Origin of the sequence: Micromonospora craniellae, from assembly GCF_014764405.1 — a bacterium.
GTDB lineage: Bacteria > Actinomycetota > Actinomycetes > Mycobacteriales > Micromonosporaceae > Micromonospora > Micromonospora craniellae.
Window position 1 is genome coordinate 4,384,547 of record NZ_CP061725.1, and the last position, 16,863, is coordinate 4,401,409.

Annotated in this window: 14 protein-coding genes and 1 pseudogene; 7 read left to right on the plus strand and 8 right to left on the minus strand. The window is 73.3% G+C overall.

Annotation, left to right across the window (positions count from 1 at the left end; all coding sequences use genetic code 11):
• Position 1: 1 nt before the first annotated feature.
• The 5 genes and pseudogenes from ID554_RS19930 to ID554_RS19950 all read right to left on the minus strand — a co-directional run bounded on the left by ID554_RS19930 (position 2) and on the right by ID554_RS19950 (position 6,641).
• On the minus strand, positions 2-814 hold the full coding sequence (locus tag ID554_RS19930) for a hypothetical protein (RefSeq protein WP_117226107.1): 813 nt from the start codon (positions 812-814) through the stop codon (positions 2-4).
• A gap of 269 nt (positions 815-1,083) precedes the next feature.
• On the minus strand, positions 1,084-2,478 hold the full coding sequence (locus tag ID554_RS19935) for a TldD/PmbA family protein (RefSeq protein WP_117226106.1): 1,395 nt from the start codon (positions 2,476-2,478) through the stop codon (positions 1,084-1,086).
• 67 nt (positions 2,479-2,545) lie between these two features.
• A complete protein-coding gene (locus ID554_RS19940; RefSeq protein WP_117226105.1) occupies positions 2,546-3,982 on the minus strand; it encodes a TldD/PmbA family protein in 1,437 nt (478 codons plus the stop codon).
• Between the two features lie 85 nt (positions 3,983-4,067).
• Positions 4,068-4,490: pseudogene (gene manB / locus ID554_RS19945) on the minus strand (phosphomannomutase/phosphoglucomutase); the annotation flags it as partial.
• A 6-nt stretch (positions 4,491-4,496) separates the two neighbouring features.
• Positions 4,497-6,641 carry a prolyl oligopeptidase family serine peptidase gene (locus ID554_RS19950; RefSeq protein ID WP_117226104.1) on the minus strand — a complete coding sequence of 715 codons (2,145 nt, stop codon included), beginning with the start codon at positions 6,639-6,641 and terminating at the stop codon, positions 4,497-4,499.
• A gap of 86 nt (positions 6,642-6,727) precedes the next feature.
• On the opposite strand from ID554_RS19950, the gene mshB reads away from it, so the two are divergent.
• The 3 genes from mshB to ID554_RS19965 all read left to right on the plus strand — a co-directional run bounded on the left by mshB (position 6,728) and on the right by ID554_RS19965 (position 8,649).
• A complete protein-coding gene (gene mshB, locus ID554_RS19955; RefSeq protein WP_117226103.1) occupies positions 6,728-7,654 on the plus strand; it encodes an N-acetyl-1-D-myo-inositol-2-amino-2-deoxy-alpha-D-glucopyranoside deacetylase in 927 nt (308 codons plus the stop codon).
• A 14-nt stretch (positions 7,655-7,668) separates the two neighbouring features.
• On the plus strand, positions 7,669-8,106 hold the full coding sequence (locus ID554_RS19960; protein ID WP_117226443.1) for a hypothetical protein: 438 nt from the start codon (positions 7,669-7,671) through the stop codon (positions 8,104-8,106).
• Between the two features lie 78 nt (positions 8,107-8,184).
• Entirely contained in the window at positions 8,185-8,649 is a 465-nt protein-coding gene (locus tag ID554_RS19965) for a hypothetical protein (RefSeq protein ID WP_117226102.1), read from the plus strand.
• Positions 8,650-8,677: 28 nt separating this feature from the next.
• On the opposite strand, the gene ID554_RS19970 is transcribed toward ID554_RS19965, so the two are convergent.
• Positions 8,678-9,652: a GNAT family N-acetyltransferase gene (locus ID554_RS19970; protein ID WP_117226101.1), complete on the minus strand. Its 975-nt coding sequence runs from the start codon at positions 9,650-9,652 to the stop codon at positions 8,678-8,680.
• 79 nt (positions 9,653-9,731) lie between these two features.
• On the opposite strand from ID554_RS19970, the gene fdxA reads away from it, so the two are divergent.
• The 4 genes from fdxA to ID554_RS19990 all read left to right on the plus strand — a co-directional run bounded on the left by fdxA (position 9,732) and on the right by ID554_RS19990 (position 12,870).
• Positions 9,732-10,058, plus strand: coding sequence for a ferredoxin (fdxA, locus tag ID554_RS19975; RefSeq protein ID WP_007464872.1), 327 nt, complete (start codon positions 9,732-9,734; stop codon positions 10,056-10,058).
• Positions 10,055-11,164: a succinyldiaminopimelate transaminase gene (gene dapC / locus ID554_RS19980; RefSeq protein ID WP_317985230.1), complete on the plus strand. Its 1,110-nt coding sequence runs from the start codon at positions 10,055-10,057 to the stop codon at positions 11,162-11,164. Before fdxA ends, dapC begins: the two co-directional genes overlap by 4 nt.
• Positions 11,164-12,156: a prephenate dehydrogenase gene (locus tag ID554_RS19985; protein ID WP_117226099.1), complete on the plus strand. Its 993-nt coding sequence runs from the start codon at positions 11,164-11,166 to the stop codon at positions 12,154-12,156. Before dapC ends, ID554_RS19985 begins: the two co-directional genes overlap by 1 nt.
• Positions 12,157-12,225: 69 nt before the next feature.
• Positions 12,226-12,870 (plus strand): SIMPL domain-containing protein, encoded by a 645-nt coding sequence (locus ID554_RS19990; RefSeq protein WP_117226098.1) that lies wholly within the window; start codon positions 12,226-12,228, stop codon positions 12,868-12,870.
• 74 nt (positions 12,871-12,944) lie between these two features.
• On the opposite strand, the gene ID554_RS19995 is transcribed toward ID554_RS19990, so the two are convergent.
• Complete coding sequence (locus ID554_RS19995) at positions 12,945-15,572, minus strand: hypothetical protein (RefSeq protein ID WP_117226097.1); 2,628 nt, start codon at positions 15,570-15,572, stop codon at positions 12,945-12,947.
• A 287-nt stretch (positions 15,573-15,859) separates the two neighbouring features.
• A complete protein-coding gene (dapD, locus tag ID554_RS20000; RefSeq protein ID WP_117226096.1) occupies positions 15,860-16,819 on the minus strand; it encodes a 2,3,4,5-tetrahydropyridine-2,6-dicarboxylate N-succinyltransferase in 960 nt (319 codons plus the stop codon).
• Positions 16,820-16,863: the final 44 nt, after the last annotated feature.

A 16,863-nucleotide genomic window follows, 5' to 3' on the forward strand; every position in this document is an offset into this window, starting at 1 on the left:
CTTAGTTGATGAACCGCAGGTCGGAGATCCACCCGGCGGCGACCGACATGACGTAGAAGTCGGTCAGCGCCAACGTGCCGAGGGTGATCCAGGCGAGCTGCATGTGCCGGACGTTCAGCCAGGAGACGAAGCCCCAGGCCCGGTAGCGGACCGGATGCTTGGAGAAGTGCTTGAGCCGTCCGCCGATGATGTGCCGGCAGGAGTGGCAGGAGATCGTGTAACCCCAGAGCATGATCACGTTGCCGAGCAGGATCAGGTTGCCCAGGCCGAACCCGAAGCCCTCCGGGCTGCGGAAGGCCGCGATCGCGTCCCACGTGTTGATCAACGAGATGATCGCGGCGAAGTAGAAGAAGTACCGGTGCGAGTTCTGCACGATCAGCGGGAACCGGGTCTCGCCGCCGTAGCTGGCGTGACCGTCGGGCACCGCGCAGGCCGGCGGCGAGAGCCAGAACGACCGGTAGTACGCCTTGCGGTAGTAGTAGCAGGTCAGCCGGAACAGCAGCAGGAACGGCAGGGTGAACGCGGCGTCCGGGATGATCCACCAGCCGGGCAGGTACTGCCCGAAGTGCGACGCCTCGGGAATGCACCGGTCGGTCACGCACGGCGAGTAGAACGGGGTGAGGTAGTGGTACTCCTCGACCCAGTAGTAGTCGTGCATGAAGACCCGGACCGTCGCGTACGTGATCCACGCACCGAGCCCGATGACGGTGATCAGTGGCGCGAGCCACCAACGGTCCGTACGCAACGTCTTCGCCGCGATCGCGGCACGTGCCCGCGCCCCCCGCGGTTTCGGTTTCGTTGCCGATGATGTCATTCGCGTCGTCTCCCTGACGGGGCCCTGTCACGGGCGGCGGAACACTTCCGGTCGGCAGGCGGACCGGTCATCCCGCGCCCACGTGCCACGTCATGCGCACACCAACGACCGCACCGGTATGTCGGCGCAGCTAAGTGACACACGTTACGCCGATCCAGGCGGGCCGTCCGCGCAAGGCAGTGTCCCGTGTGTCCCGAGCTTTGGAAAGTCTCTCGCCATGATCAATATGTGAGCGTCCGAAAAAGATCGACAGACGGCCGATCCGCTGGTCAGCCGGACGCCCCGCCGGTGAAGTTCCACGAGGCCAGTCGCAGCGACGGCGCCTCCCACCACACGCTGTCGAACCGGCCCGGCTGGCGTACCGCCCGACGGCCCACCTCCAGCACCCCGCCCGGCGCCAACGCCCGGGGGTACGACTCGGTGAAGCGCAGGTCCCGGACCGCACGGGTGACCTGACCGTCCTCGACCAGCCAGAGCCCGTTGCGGGTCAGCCCGGTCACCACGAGGCTCTTCGGGTCGAGCACCCGGGTGTACCACAGGTCGCTGACCAGCAGTCCGCGCTCCATCCGGGAGACCAGAGCCGCCGTGTCGGCGTCCACCACCGCCCCGCTCGGCGGCGTCGTCGCCCCGACCGTCTCCACCGCATCGGCGCGACCGGACGGGACCAGCCGCAGGTTGCGCGGCAGCGGGCCGAAGGTGGCGCTGCCGGGAGCGGCGTGACCGGTCGAGGTCGTGCCCTGCTCGGCGGCGCTGCGCCGGTCGTGTGCCACGGCCAAGGTGGTGCCCGCGTCCACCAGGGTCAGCGCCCCGGTCGGCGTACCCTCCAGGTCGAACGGCAGCCCGGTGGCGCCGAGCGGATCGTCGACCAGGGTCACCGCCGGGTCGAGCTGGTCCGTTCCGGGCTCGGCGAACGACTGCCGCTCGGCGTACCGCTTGCCGTTGAAGCCGTACCAGGCGAGGTTCTGCAACAGGTCCGCCACCGCGGCCGGCTCCAGCACCACCGGGTAGTGCCCCGGCGCCAGCTCGACCGGGTCGACCGCCGCCCGGGCCTTCGCGGCGGCGTGCCGCCCGAGACCGGCGCCGTCCAGATCGGCCAGCCGGTCGACGCAGTGCCGGGCCACCCCGTCCGCCCCGCCCGCCCGGGCGATCCCGTCCATCGCCGCCTCCGCCGTGCGGCCCTGCGCCGTGTGCCCGGCCGAGTTGGCGAACGCCACCGACCGGTACGTGGTGCGGCAGTAGCCGGCCGTCTCCAAGCCTCCTGCCGCGTCGACGAACGTCCGCACCAGGGCGGCCCTCTCGTCCGGACCGGCCTCGGCGGTGGCGGCGTCCCAGCGCGCCGATGCCGGCATCGCCGTCGGCGGGGTCAGGCCGGGCCAACCCCGGTCGGGCGGGGTGTAACGGGTCGCCGCCACCACGCGCTCCACCAGCGCACGCAGCCCGTCGGCGCTGACCGCGCTGCCCACCCCGGTGGCGGTACGCCCACCCAGGTGCAGCCGCAGCCGGACCTCCACGGCGGACTCGGCGACGTTCTGGTGGATCGCAGAGTTGGCGAACCGGGTCAACGCCAACTCGCCCCGGGACACCGTCACCTCGGCCTGGGCGTCCGCCCCGCCCAGCCGGGCGACCAGCTCCACCACCCGCCCGGCCAGGTCCCACTCGCTCATGACGTCACTCCGCTCCGCTGCGTGCCGTCATACGGGCTGAGCTTGATGATTCGCTCGCTGCGCTCGCTCATGCGCGCACCCCTACCCGGACGCCGCGGAACCGGGCCGGTGCCGCCGGATGGCCGGTGTGGCCGACCTGGCCCGGCTGGCCCTTGCCGCAGTTCGGTGTGCCCCACGGGACGATCTCCGAGGAGAGCATGTCCATCGAGCGCCAGAACTGTGGCCCGATGCCGGTGTACGTGGGATTGCGGACCATCCGCCCGCGCCGACCGTTGCGGATCTCCCAGCCGACCTCGCAGCCGAACTGGAAGTTCAGCCGCTTGTCGTCGATGGACCAGGACCGGTTGATGTCCATCAGCACCCCCTCGTCGGTGGCGGCGACGATCTCCTCCAGGGTGTGCGGGCCGGGTTCCAGGCCCACGTTGGTCATCCGCACCATCGGCAGCCGGGCCCAGCCGTCGGCGCGTACGCTGCCGCCGTGGTCCAGGCCCGCGACGGCGGCCGAATCGCGGCCGGCCAGCACGCCCACCCACCGCCCTTCGCGGACCGCGTCGCGCCGGACCGCCGGTGAGCCCTCGTCGTCGTAGCCGAAGCTGCCCAGCGCGCCGGGGATGGTCGGGTCGATGGTGATGTTCATCAGGTCGGAGCCGTACCGCAGCGAGCCGAGCCGGTCGAGGTCCAGCCAGGACGTGCCGGCGAAGGCCGCCTCCCAGCCGAGGATGCGGTCCAGCTCGATGGCGTGCCCGACCGACTCGTGGATCTGGAGCGCCAACTGCTCGCCGCCGAGGATCAGGTCGGTCTCACCGGCCGGGCAGAGCGGGGCGGTCAGCAGCGCCCGGGACTCCTCCGCGATGCGGGCCGCGTGCGCGGTCAGGTCCAGCGAGTCGACCAGCTCCCAGCCGGTGGTGCCGTACTGCCCGCGATAGCTCGGCCAGGACCGGCGTTGCGTCTCACCGTCACCGATGGAGGTGGCGGAGATGCCACCGCCGCACTCGCGGATGTGCTGGTCGATGCGGTGGCCCTCGCTGGAGACGAACCACTTCGTGGTGTCCCAGACCTGATAGAGGCCCTCGGTCAGGTCGGCGCCGTGGTCGACCATCGTGCGGGTCGCGTCCACCAGCAGGTCACCCTTGGCGGCCAGCGAGACGCCGAGCGGATCCACCTCGCAGGGTGAGGCCCAACTCGCCGTGGTCGGCGTCGACGGCACCAGGTCCACCGGGGGACCTGGCACCCGGGCGCTCGCCGCGGCGATCCGCGCCGCCCGCCGGCCGGCGTCGCGGGCGGCCGCGTCGGAGACGTCGGGTACGGCGTGGAAGCCCCAACTCGACCCGACCAGCGCGCGTACGCCCAGACCGATGCTCTCGTCCTGGGTGAGCGCCTCCACCTCGCCGTTGCGGGCCGCCATCGACTCGTAGCGCCGGTGCATCACGCGGACGTCCGCGTACCGGGCGCCCGCGTCCAGCGCTGCCTGCACGGCGACCTCGGCCGCGTCGAACTCGGTCATCCCCGCACTCCGTCGTGCTCGCTCATGGACCGACCCTAGGCCAGCCGGCCGACACGCGTGGGATTGCCGATGCGTGATGTGGTGGTTAGGCGGCTGTCCCACGCACGAGTGACAGGACCTCGTCACGCAGGTGCATCATGGTCGGGGTGTCGGGTGCTTCCACGTTGAGGCGCAGCGTCGGTTCGGTGTTGGACGGGCGTAGGTTGAACCAGGTGGTCCCGAGCGTGACGGTGAGTCCGTCCAGGTGGTCCGTCGTCGCGCCGGGTCGGTCGGCGTAGTGGGTGGCGACCCGTTCGAGGGTCGCGGTCGTGTCGGTCACTTCCGAGTTGATTTCCCCGGATGCGGTATAGCGGGAGAACTGCGCCACCAGTTCCGACAGCGGTCGGTCCTGGTGGCCGAGCGCGGACAGGACATGCATCGCGGCGAGCATGCCCGTATCGGCCCGCCAGAAGTCGCGGAAGTAGTAGTGTCCGGAGTGCTCGCCGCCGAAGACGGCGTCGTGTTCGGCCCCTCCTTACACCGACAGGTGCGTGCGGAGGAAGTCGAGTTCCAGGCGCAGGAGGCGTTCGGCGAGCCCATCGGCGGCCATGTGCGTCGCGCCGGTCAGCGGCAGCACCGAGTGCGGTCGGCCGGCGGCCAGCAGCGCGGCCGAGAGCCGCAGCGTGTGCGCGGCCACCACGTTGTCGTCCACCATGCCGTGCACCAGCAACAGCGGCCGGGCCTGCGCCGGGTCGGTGAGCGGCTCGGCGGCCGACTCCACCAGCGAGTGGTGGGCGTACACGTCCGGGCCGTCGTCGGGCAGGCCGAGATAGCGTTCGGTGTACGCGGTGTCGTAGAGGGCCCAGTCGGTCACCGGCGCCCCGGCGATCCCGCACCGGAACAGCTCCGGGTGGCGCAGCACCGCCAGCCCGGCCAGCCAGCCGCCGAACGACCAGCCGCGCACCCCGACCCGGGACAGGTCCAGGTCCGGGTGCTTGTCGGCGAGCGCGGTCAGCGCCTCCACCTGGTCGAGGAGGATCACGTCGGCGACCCGCCGGTGGATGGCCTTCTCGAACGACGGCGCGATGCCGGGCGTACCCCGGTTGTCGATCACCACCACCGCGAAGCCGGCGTCGGCCCACCACTGCCGTTCCAGCCAGGCCGCGCGGGTGGCGACCACCTCCTGGTGCCCCGGCCCGCCGTACACGTCGAGCAGCACCGGCAGCCGTCGGCCGGTGACGTGGTTGTCCGGGTAGAGCACGGCCGACGGCAGGCGCCGGTCGGTGACCCGTTCCAGCAGCGGCAGCGGGGAGTAGCGGGGCGTCGCCGCCAGCGACCGGAGCACGGCCACCTCGCGGTCGCCCTGCCGGACCGTCCACCGTACGCCCGCGTGGTCGAGCGAGGCGACGCCGACGACCAGCACGTCCCCGCCGACCGCGCCGTGGTGCCAGCCCGCGTCGCTGGTCAGCCGGCGGGCGTCGACACCGCCGCCGATGCTGGTGCGTACCCGGAACAGGTGCTGCTCGCTCGGCTCGCCGTCGCTCGCCTCCACCAGCAGGTCCGCCGGCCCGGTGCCGGTGGCCAGCCGGCCCACCACCCGGCGCACGTACAGCGAGGGCGGGGTGAGCAGGGTGCCGTCGGCGAAGAGGCACCGGGCGTCGTACCCGTCGTGGGCGAGTTCGCCGCCGACCAGCACCCGGCCGTCGGGCAGGTGCGCGGGCGTACCGGCGATCGGCTCCACCCAGCGCGGGTCGGCCAACTCGGCGTGCACCTGCGTCTCGCCGGTACGGGGGTCGACGGCGAGCACCAGCCCGTGCTGCTGCGAGCGGCGCAGCACGGTGATCAGCGGGGCGCCCTCGGCCCAGCGCACCGCGGTCAGGTACGGGTAGGTCTCCCGGTCCCAGTGCACGTCCACCCAGCCGCCGTCGAGGTCCAGCAGGTGCAGGCTGACCTCCGCGTTGGGTCCGCCGGCCACCGGGTACGCGACGCTGACCGGCGGGCTCGCCGGCTGCGCCGGATCGTGCAGGTGCCAGCGGGGCAGCCGGGACTCGTCGACCCGGGCGGCCAGCACCGACCGGCCGTCCGGCGCCCACCAGTAGCCCCGGTGCCGGTCGAACTCCTCCGCCGCGATGTGCTCGGCCAGCCCCCACAGCACTCCGGAGTCCTCGCCGGCCAGGATCGTGTCGGTGCCGTCGGAGTCGACGACCCGCAGCTCGCCCCGGCGTACCCCCTCGGCGGCGTCGGTGACGTACGCGAGCCGTTGGCCGCTCGGGTCCGGCCGGGGGTCGAGCACCGGGCCGGCGGCCGGTACCTCGATCACGTCGCCGTGCACCAGGTCGGCCCGGAAGAGGCGGCCGGCCAGCGCGAACACCGCGACCCGACCGGCGGCGTCCAGGGCGTACGCGCCGATGCCGGCGGCGGAGAGCCGCAGCCGTTCCCGTCGGGCCCGCTCGCCGGGGCTGAGCGCGGCCGGGTCGGCGTCGCCGAGCAGCGTGGCCGGGTCGGCGACCAGCCGTTCCTCGCCGCTCGCCACGTCCAGTTGCCAGAGCGCGTCGGCCGGGTCCTCCGGCCCGGCGGAACGGAGGAAGACCACCCGGTCGCCGTCGTCGGCCACGGAGACGGCGCGCGGCGCCCCGTGGCTGAACCGGCGGGTGCGGGCGGCCAGCTCGGGAAAGTCCACAGGCCAGATGGTAGGCGGCGGCCGAGCGCGATGTGCCGGACCCGGGCGGACGCGTCAGGACTGATCGGCGAGAACCGCCGGTTAGAGTGACCCTCGTGACGACGCTGCCCGACCGCCGCCTGTTGCTGGTCCACGCGCACCCCGACGACGAGTCCATCGGCACCGGTTCGACCATGGCGCACTACGCCGCCACCGGGGCCCACGTCACCCTGGTCACCTGCACACTCGGCGAGGAGGGCGAGATCCACGTGCCGGAGTTGGCCGGGCTCGCCGCCGCCGAGGCCGACCAGCTCGGCGGGTACCGGATCGCCGAGCTGGCCGCCGCCTGCGCCGAGCTGGGCGTGACCGACCACCGGTTCCTCGGCGGCGCCGGACGCTACCGCGACTCGGGCATGATGGGCCTTTCCACCAACGACCACCCGCGCGCCTTCTGGCAGGCCGACCTGGACGAGGCCGCCGGACACCTGCTGCAGGTGATCCGGGAGGTACGCCCGCAGGTGGTGATCACCTACGACGGGAACGGCTTCTACGGCCACCCCGACCACATCCAGGCGCACCGGGTGGCGATGCGGGCCGTCGAGCTGGCCGCCGCCGAGGGGATCGCCCCGGCGAAGGTCTACTGGACGGCGATGCCGCAGAGCGTCCTGGAGGCCGGGATGACGCACTTCGAGGAGTCGACGGACAACCCCTTCGCCGGCATCGCCCACGCCACTGACCTGCCATTCTGCACGCCCGACAGGGACATCGCGGCGCGGGTCGACGCGACCGAGCAGCACGCCGCGAAGGAGGCGGCGATGCGGGCGCACGCCACCCAGATCCCGGCCACCTCGTGGCTCTATTCGATCGCCGGCAACTTCGGCGCCGAGTTCATGGGCGTGGAGTACTTCACCCTCGCGGTGGGTGCCAAGGGGCCGGGCAGCGGCCCGTACGGCTGGGAGTCGGATCTGTTCGCCGGGCTGGAGACCGCCGACGACCCGGATCGCACACCGGTCGGTACGGCCGGTCTCCGGTGACCGTGCCCGCCGCGATGTCGGTCGCCCCGCCGGAACACCAGTCGCCACCGCCCGCGCGGGCCTGGCGGCGGCCGGTCGACATCGGCCTGCGGGCGCTCGGCGGGCTGGTCGCCCTGGTCGCCGGGGCGGTGACGGCGGTGCTGGAGCTGCTGCTCGCCCCGCTGCGGGTCGGCGGGTACCTGGTCGGGGTGGCGGTGCTGGTGGCCGTGCTCGCGAACATCGTGCTGAGCTGGTTCGCCATGGAGACGGTGGGGTCCCGGTGGGCGGTGGTGTTGCCGGCGCTGCCGTGGGTCGTGATCATGGTGGCTGCCGCCGACCGGACCACCGAGGGCGACGTGCTGCTGATCGGCAACTGGGTGGGGCTCCTGGTGGTGGTGGCCGGTTCGATGACCTTCGCGGTGATGGCGTTCCGGTCGATCCTCGCGCCGAACCCGCCGTCCAGGCGGTACTGACGCCACGCCGTCTCGGGTGATAGACATTCCTGCCAGGAGGCCCGCCACCGGGGCGGGCGGTACGGCGGGAGGCGTGCGATGGGGCAGCGGTGGCGCGCGATCGGAATGCTCGCGATCGCGTTGTTCGCGGTCAACGTGGTCGCCCGACTGGTGATCCGGTTCGGCTTCGACGGTGACGAGGCCGCCGCCGACCGGGTGACCCTCGGGATGTTCGCGGTGATCGGGTTGATCCTGGCCGGGGTCGCCTACTCCTGGGGCCGGTCGCGTCCGGTGGCCCAGTGGGGCGCCGAGGTGGCCGGTGCGATCGGCATCGCGCTCGCGCTGACCATGTTCGTCGGACCGCTGCTGGTCGGCCGCAGCCCGTTCGCCGACGGCAGCGCCACGTTCTTCTGGCAGGTCGTGCTCTACCTCGGCGCGACCACCGTCGGCACGATCCTCGGCTACCTGGTGCTCACCACGCTGGGCCGCGACCACCGCTCGCAGAGCCTCCAGGAGTACGCCGAGAGCGGCGCCGCCAAGCCGCGCCGCAACGTGCGTCGCTGACCGGGTACGCCCGGCACGGGTCGCGCCGTCAGCTCGGGGCGACCCGGCTCCGGTAGGTGTGGTGGGTGGTGAAGCCCAGCGTGCGGTAGAGCGTCACGGCGGGCGCGTTGCGCTGCTCGACCTGGAGGAAGACGTCGGTGGCGCCGGCCCTGCCGGCCCACCCGGCGAGCGCGCCGATCACGGCGACGGCCACCCCTGCGCGGCGGGCCTCGGGCAGCACCTCGATCAGGGACAGACCCAGCCAGCGACCCGCGCCGGTGACCGTGCCCCGACCGACCCCGACCAGCGTGTCCCCGTCGTACGCGTGCGCGAAGCGGACCTGTCCGACGGCGGTGAGCACGTGCCGGGCCGCGTCCGGTAGCCCGCCCTTGCGGCCGACGGTCACCGTGAGCCAGTCCTCCGACGGCGCGGCGGTCAGCTCGACGGCGGGTGCGGCGGCCGTGGCCGCGCGGGCCACCCGGCCGCCGGGTGCGGTGAGGTCGGCCAGCGGCACGGTCTGCACCAGCACCAGTGGGCGGCTGTCCCAGCCGCGCAGGTCGAGTTCGGCGCCGACCGGGGCGGCCAGCGGCAACGGCGTGTTGACGATCGCCGGCCGGCCCCGTTCGGCGTACCAGCGTTCGACCGCGTCGAGTGCGGCCGGCAGCGGACGGTCGGGGTCGCCGACCGGCAGCGCGGAGTTGGCCCGACCGGTCCAGCCGTCGGCGGAGCGCAGCAGCCAGTCGCCGAGCCGACCCCGGACGGGCGCCGGCCACGCCTCTTCGGCGGCGAGTTCCAGCTCGACCACGGCGTCGGCGGTGGGCCGGCGGGTCGGCGGGACCCGTTTGGCGCGGTGCACCTCGGCGATCGGCACGCGCAGCCGACCCTGCCGGGTGGTCATCTCCAGATGGGTCTCGGTCAGCTCGACCAGCTCGCCGAGGGCGTCGGAGAACACCGGCCGACCGGCGCGTGAGCCCACGATCCGCCGGACCACGATCCGGTGTCCCACATCCTGCTCTTGGAGCACGATCGACCTCCTCCCTGGCGAGATACTAGGCTCTTACCGTCGCGGGTGATCGCGACGAGTCTTGCGGAGGAGAAGACCGGTGACCTACATCATCGCCGAGCCGTGCGTGGATGTGCTCGACAAGGCATGCATCGAGGAGTGCCCGGTCGACTGCATTTACGAGGGCAACCGGATGCTCTACATCCACCCCGACGAGTGTGTCGACTGTGGTGCCTGTGAGCCTGTGTGCCCGGTCGAGGCGATCTTCTACGAGGACGACGTCCCCGAGCAGTGGAAGGACTACACCGGCGCCAACTACGAGTTCTTCGAGGACCTGGGCTCGCCCGGGGGCGCCTCCAAGATCGGCAAGGTGGAGAAGGACGCGACCTTCGTCGCCGCGCAGCCGCCGCGCGGCGAGGGACACTGAACGCCCCCGCGCCGGTCTCGGCGCGGCTGCCCGAGTTCACCTGGGACACGCTGGACGCTGCGGCGACCCTGGCCGCGGCGCATCCGGACGGCCTGATCAACCTCTCCATGGGTACGCCGGTCGATCCGGTGCCGGAGGTGATCCGGCGTGCCCTGGCCGATGCGTCGGACGCACCGGGGTACCCGCTCACCGCCGGTACCCCGGCCCTGCGTGCGGCGATCACGGCCTGGGTGGCCCGGTCCTGCGGTGCCGACGTCGACGGGTTCGGGGTGCTGCCGACGATCGGGTCGAAGGAGCTGGTCGCCTGGTTGCCGACCCTGCTGGGGGTGGGGCCGGGTGACGTCGTGGTGGTGCCGTCGGTGGCCTACCCCACCTACGAGGACGGGGCCCGGCTGGCCGGGGCCACCACGGTCCGCGCCGACTCGCTGACCGCGGTCGGTCCGACCTCCCGGGTGCGCCTGGTCTGGGTCAACTCGCCGGGCAACCCGACCGGTCGGGTGCTGCCCGCCGCCCACCTGCGCAAGGTGGTGGACTGGGCGCGGGAGCGTGGCGCGGTGGTCGCCAGCGACGAGTGCTACCTGCCGCTGGGCTGGGACGCCGAGCCGGTCTCGGTGCTCTCGCCGGAGGTCTGTGGCGGTTCGTACGACTCGGTGCTGGCCGTGCACTCGCTCTCCAAGCGGTCCAACCTCGCCGGGTACCGGGCGGGTTTCGTGGCCGGCGCCCCCGCCCTGGTGGCTGAGCTTCTCAAGATCCGCAAGCACGCGGGGATGATCGTGCCCAAGCCGGTGCAGGCGGCGATGGTGGCCGCGCTGCACGACGAGGAGCACGCCACCGTGCAGCGGGAGCGTTACCGGGCGCGTCGGGAGGTCCTGCGGGCCGCGTTCACCGGGGCCGGGTTCACCGTCACGCACTCCGAGGCGGGGCTCTACCTGTGGTTGACCCGGGGCGAGGACTGCTGGGACACGGTCGACTGGCTGGCTCGGCGCGGCATCCTGGTCGCCGCCGGTGACTTCTACGGACCCACCGCCGGGCAGTACGTCCGGGTGGCGCTGACCGAGTCCGACGAGCGGGTCGCCGCCGTCGCCACCCGCCTCGCCGGACCCTGATGCGGGCGGCGGTGCTCGGCACCGGCCTGATCGGCGGTTCGGTGCTGCTCCGGCTGCACGCGGCCGGGCTGGACGTGACGGGCTGGGATCCGGACGACGCGACCCGTCGCCAGGCCCGGCTGGCCGGCGTACCCACTGCGGAGCGGCTGGCCGACGCGGTGGCCGGCCGGGACGTGGTCTTCCTCGGCGGGCCGCTGCCGACCCTGCCGGCGACCCTGGTCAAGGTGGCCGCGGCGACCGCCCCGGACTGCCTGCTCACCGACGTGGGCAGCACCAAGGCCGAGCTGGCCGCCTTCGCCGCCGCCCGGGGCCTGACCCACCGGTTCGTGCCCGGCCATCCGATGGCCGGCACCGACCGGGCCGGTCTCGGCGCGGCCCGGCCGGAGCTGTTCGCCGGCGCCGCCTGGGTGCTCTGTCCCGCGCCGGACGGGTTGGTCGCGTTCCGCCGGCTGGCCGCCCTGGTCACCGAGGTGATCGGAGCCCGGGTCGTGCCGATGGCGGCGGACCGGCACGACGCCGTGGCCGCGCTCTCCTCGCACGTGCCGCACCTGCTCGCCGGTGCCCTGGCCGGGGCGGCCCAGCGCTCGCCGCTGCGCGACGCCGTGCTCACCCTGGCCGCCGGCAGCTTCCGCGACGGCACCCGGGTCGCCGGCACCCCGGCCCCGCGCACCGCGAACATGCTGCGCGGCAACCGCGACCAGGTGCTCGCCGCCCTGGCCGAGGTCACCGCCTATCTGGACGAGTTGGCGCACGCGCTGCGGGCCGGTGACGGCGACACGCTCACCGCCCGCTACGCCGAGGCGGGCGCCGCCCGCGTCGCGCTCGCCGGTCGGCCGTACCAGCGGACGGTCCGCCCGTTCCCGGTCGACGGCGAGGCGGCCGACGAGGTCGCCTGGCTGACCGGGCTGGGCGCGTCGGGCGGTCACCTCAGCGGGTGCCAGGTCACCGGCGAGGCGGTCTTCTACACCGCCCGGCTCCCACAGGCTGGTTGAGGCGTCGCCGAGCCACCGGCCGGGACGCATCGGTGGGCGTGGTGAGCAAGCCGCCGCTAGGGTGAGGGCATGGTGGACGGACCGGTGGTGACCGTACGCGGCGAGGCGTACCGGGAAGTCGCTCCGGAGGAGGCCCGGTTCACGGTCACCGCGCTCGCGCGCGACCGGGACCGCGAGCCCACGCTGACCCGGCTGGCCGAGCGGGCCGCCGCGGTCCGGGTGCTGCTCGACTCGTATGGGCCGACGATCGACCGCCGGGAGACCGGCGACCTGCGGGTGCGGCCCGAGACGCGGCGCTCCGGCGAGCGGGTGGTGGCCTGGCACGGCTCGGTGGTGACGACGGTGGCGGTCAGCGACTTCACCGCGCTCGGCGAGCTGATGTTGCGCCTGGCCGACCAGGACCAGGTCGCGGTCGCGGGGCCCTGGTGGTCGCTGCGGCCGGACAGCCCGGCCTTCCGGGAGGCCCGGCACGCCGCGATCGCCGATGCCCTGCTGCGCGCCCGCGAGTACGCCGAGGCACTCGACGCGCAGGTCACCGACCTGATCGAGCTAGCTGACGAGGGCGGCGGGCAGCCGATGATGGCGCGGATGGCGTTCGACACCGGTGGGGTCGAGTCGACCACCCCGCCGGAGTTGGTGCTCGACCCGCAACCACAGTCGGTGCACGCGGCGGTGCGGGCCCGGTTCGCGATCAGCCGGCCGGTCCTGTCCTGATGACCGAGGCCCGGGTGCCGCCCGTCGACGATCTGGTGCGACGGGCCCGCAAGGGGTCGATCGACACCTTCGACCTAGCCGACCCCCCGGCGGGGTGACGGCACGGCCCGACGCAGCATCCACGCCACCCGGGACCGTTCCCGCTGGAACTCGACCGCCTCCGGGTAGCCGCTGTGGCTGCGGATCGGTGGGTCGGCCACCTCGCCGTCGCTCGGGTGCAGCGCCTCCGGGTCGGTGACCGCGATGTCGCGTTCCCCGGCGGTGACCGGCCAGCCGAGCGGGTCGGTGTCCCGCCAGAAGTTCGTCCACCGGGTTCCGGCCGAGGGGCGGGTCAGTGCCCGGGTCAGCACCGGCAGCCGGTCCGGCCCGAAGTACGCCGGAAAGATCCGGCCGTAGAGCCGGGTGAGCTGACACCCGTAGGTGAAGAACCAGATCCGTTGCCGCCAGCGCTGCGGTAGCTGGAGGATCACGGCGGTGCAGATGACCGTGCCCTGGCTGTGTCCGGAGAGGATGATGCCGTCCACCCGGCGGGGGTCGTGTTCGGTCAGGGAGAGCAGTCCGGCGGTGCGGGTGAGCAGTTCCGGTACGGCCCGTTCGGCATAGCTCGGTGGCGCGAGCGGGTGCGCGGCGCGGGGCCAGAACGTGCCCACGTCCCAGACCACGCCGACCGACCGCCGGACCGTGTCGTTGCGGTAGACCAGCAGGCCGATGGAGGCGATCGCCAGCGGCAGCCAGCCGAGCAGCCGGTCGCCGACGTCGCCGACGACCGCGACCACGGCGCCGGTGGTGACCGAGCCGAGGTCGTGCGGGCGGGCGGGGGAGAGGACAGCCATGCAGCCGAGCGCGGCCAGCGTCCCCGCGCTGCCCGCGTACCATCCGACCAGCCGCAGCGCGTGTTCGCCGACCAGGCGGTGCAGGGCCTGGTGGGTGCTCACGTCCCGGGCGCGACGCAGGTCGTGCGCGGAGAGGCCGCCGCGTGCGCGCAGCTCGGCGTACTCCTGTCGGCGCAGCCGGCGGAACAGCACCACGGCACGGACCAGGACCAGGGCGAGCAGGAGCAGTGCCATGCCGAAGACCAGACCGGACCAGGTGACCGGGGCCGGCGGCACCACCAGGGGCCGCCCGCTGTCGGTGGCGTCGCGGTTGAGCAGGTCGCTGACCCAGTAGAGGAGGCCGGTGCTGTACGCGAGGCAGAGCAGCCAGCCGAATCCGGCGATGACGGCCGGGCCGCGACCACGCCAGGCCAGGTCGGTGTACGGCCCGAGGGGCTGTTTGACCCCGCTGGGCCGGGTACGCGGCAGCAGCAGGCCGATCGCGGCGAAGACCAGCAGGGCCGGGACGACCTGCCACACCTGAAGCGGCGCCGGCGGCAGGAACGGCAACCAGCCGTGGCACCAGGCGGCGCCCACGGTGATCAGCACTGCCGCGACGGCCGGCGCGGCGCCGCCGCGCCGCCCGGAGCGGGCGGTCGCGCCGATGGCGATGAGCAGCAGGAGTTGGCCCGTGCCCAGCCAGGCCAGTACCCGGTCGAAGCCGGGTAGCGACCGGTCCTCCCGGCAGCCCGGCAGTGACGACACGTCGCCGCAGCCGGCGGGCGGACGCAGGGTGGCCAGGTACGCCGCCCCGCCTCCGCTGTCGGGCAGCATCAGCACCAGGACGGTGCCGGCCAGCCCGAGGCCGGTGAGGACGATGACGGTGACGCTCCACGGGCCGAGCGGCGTCGCACCGTCGCGCCGGGTCAGGAACGGGCGGCCGACGGCCACCACCGTGATCACGATGACCGCGACGAGCAGCGCCACGGTGGGCCAGGCGACGATCGCCAGTGTCCCCTGTGGTGGGTGGAGCGCGAGGGTGGTGCCGAGCGGGACGGCCGCCGCCGCCACCGTACCGGTGCACAGGTGCAGGACCGCGGCGCGGCGGAGCTGCCCCTCGCCCCACCAGAAGGTGGGATCTTCGAGCGGGTTGGCGAGCGGGCCACGGGGTGGCTCGGGTGGAGGCGGTGGCTCCAGTCCGGGCTGACCGTCGGGCAGGTCGGCGTCGGCCGGGCCGGGTGGCTGGCGTACCGGCGGGTCGGTCGGGTCGGCGGGCATGACCGCCTCGTACTGGTAGGTCCGCCAGGCGACCAGGCCGAGCACCACGATCAGGGCGAGCGGCACGAGCAGCCCGACCGCGAGCGCCCGGCCACCCCGCTGCCACCAGGGGTCGGCGAGGAACTGCCAGGGCCCCGGGATCCGGTTCAGGCAACTCGCGTCGACGCACTGCCAGCCGATCAGGTCGACACCGACGCCGGTCAGCGCCAGCACGGGCGTGGCGGTCAGCGTCAGGCAGAACAGCCGGATCAGCCAGGCGGTGATGCCGGACCGGCTGGCGAACCGTTCCCTGGTCGGATCGGCCGGGATACCGGGCCGGGCATGCAACGCCACGTTGGCCAGGGTGAAGGGCAGCAGCAGCGTCCACAGGGCCCGCTCCACGTCGCGCGCGGTCCGCGCGCCCGAGGTCAACTGCCCCCAGCTGTACGCCTCGACCACGATCGGGTCGACCGGGGAGGTGCTGGCGGAGCGGTAGAAACCGGTGACCGGCCCGCCGGCGACCAGTTGCGGCGGAGGCGGCTCGATGCCCGGCTCGGTCGGCACGCCCAGGGTCTCGACAGGCGGAGTGTTCGACACGCCGTGTACGCGCAGTTCGAGGATCCGACCGCTCATGGCAAGCCTCCCGGTGACGACTCTGTAACCCAGAGTGCCTGAATGCTGGTGGGAGTGCCATCCACCGCGAGGATGTTTCCGCAGGTAGAAACGTTTTCGTGGTCGGTGTGCGGCGGTGGATCCGGTCCGGACGGTGACGGAGCGTGCGGTGTGGTCGGTGGTCCGCTCAGGTGCCGCACCTGCGATCCGGGCCGTTCTCCGCGCGGTGCGACGCGGCCCTGGAAATGTTAGGAGGGGTCCCCTGCTATGCACGAGGCGATAGCAGGGGACCCCTCCTTTCACGAACCTCAGTCGTTGGCGTGTAGGGCGGCGTTCAGGGTGACGCCCTGACCGGTACGCGGCCGGGCCTCCAGCCCACCGGTGATCGAGTTGCGCCAGAACAGCAGCCCGTCGACCCCGGACAGCTCGCGGGCCTTGACCACCCGGCCGTCCGGCAGGGCGAGCTTCGAGGCGGCGGTGATGTAGCACCCCGCCTCCACCACGCAGTCGTCGCCCAACGAGATGCCGACACCGGCGTTCGCCCCGATCAGGCTGCGCTCGCCGATGCGTACCTTGTCGGTGCCGCCGCCGGACAGGGTGCCCATGATGGAGGCGCCGCCGCCGATGTCGGAACCGTCACCGACCACCACGCCCTGCACGATCCGGCCCTCGACCATGGAGGTACCGAGCGTGCCGGCGTTGAAGTTGACGAAGCCCTCGTGCATCACGGTGGTGCCGGAGGCGAGGTGGGCACCGAGGCGGACCCGGTCGGCGTCGGCGATCCGGACGCCCGAGGGCACCACGTAGTCGGTCATCCGGGGGAACTTGTCCACCCCGTACACGGCCAGGTGGCGGCCGGCGGCCCGCTCGATGACGCGCAGCTCGTCGACCCGCTCCGGCGGGCACGGCCCGGCGGAGGTCCAGGCCACGTTGGCCAGCTTGCCGAAGACGCCGTCGAGGTTGAGCTCGTTGGGCCGCACCAGGCGGTGGGAGAGCAGGTGCAGTCGCAGGTACGCGTCACTGGCGTCCTTGATCGGGTCGTCCAGCGAGCCGATCACGGTGACCACCTGGACGGTACGCAGACCCGGCAGGGCCCGGTCGCCGATCGCGCCCGGCGGCAGGTCCAGCACGTCGGCCTGGTCCTCGCCGGGGACCAGCGGCAGCTCGCCGAGGCCCAGTTTGCCGGTCGGATACCAGGTGTCGAGCACCTGGTCGTCGGCGGTCACGGTGGCCAGGCCGATGCCCCACGCGGATTCTGTGGACGTCACTTACTCACCTCTCGTTCGCATGCTGCGCTGGCTGCTGCTCGCGA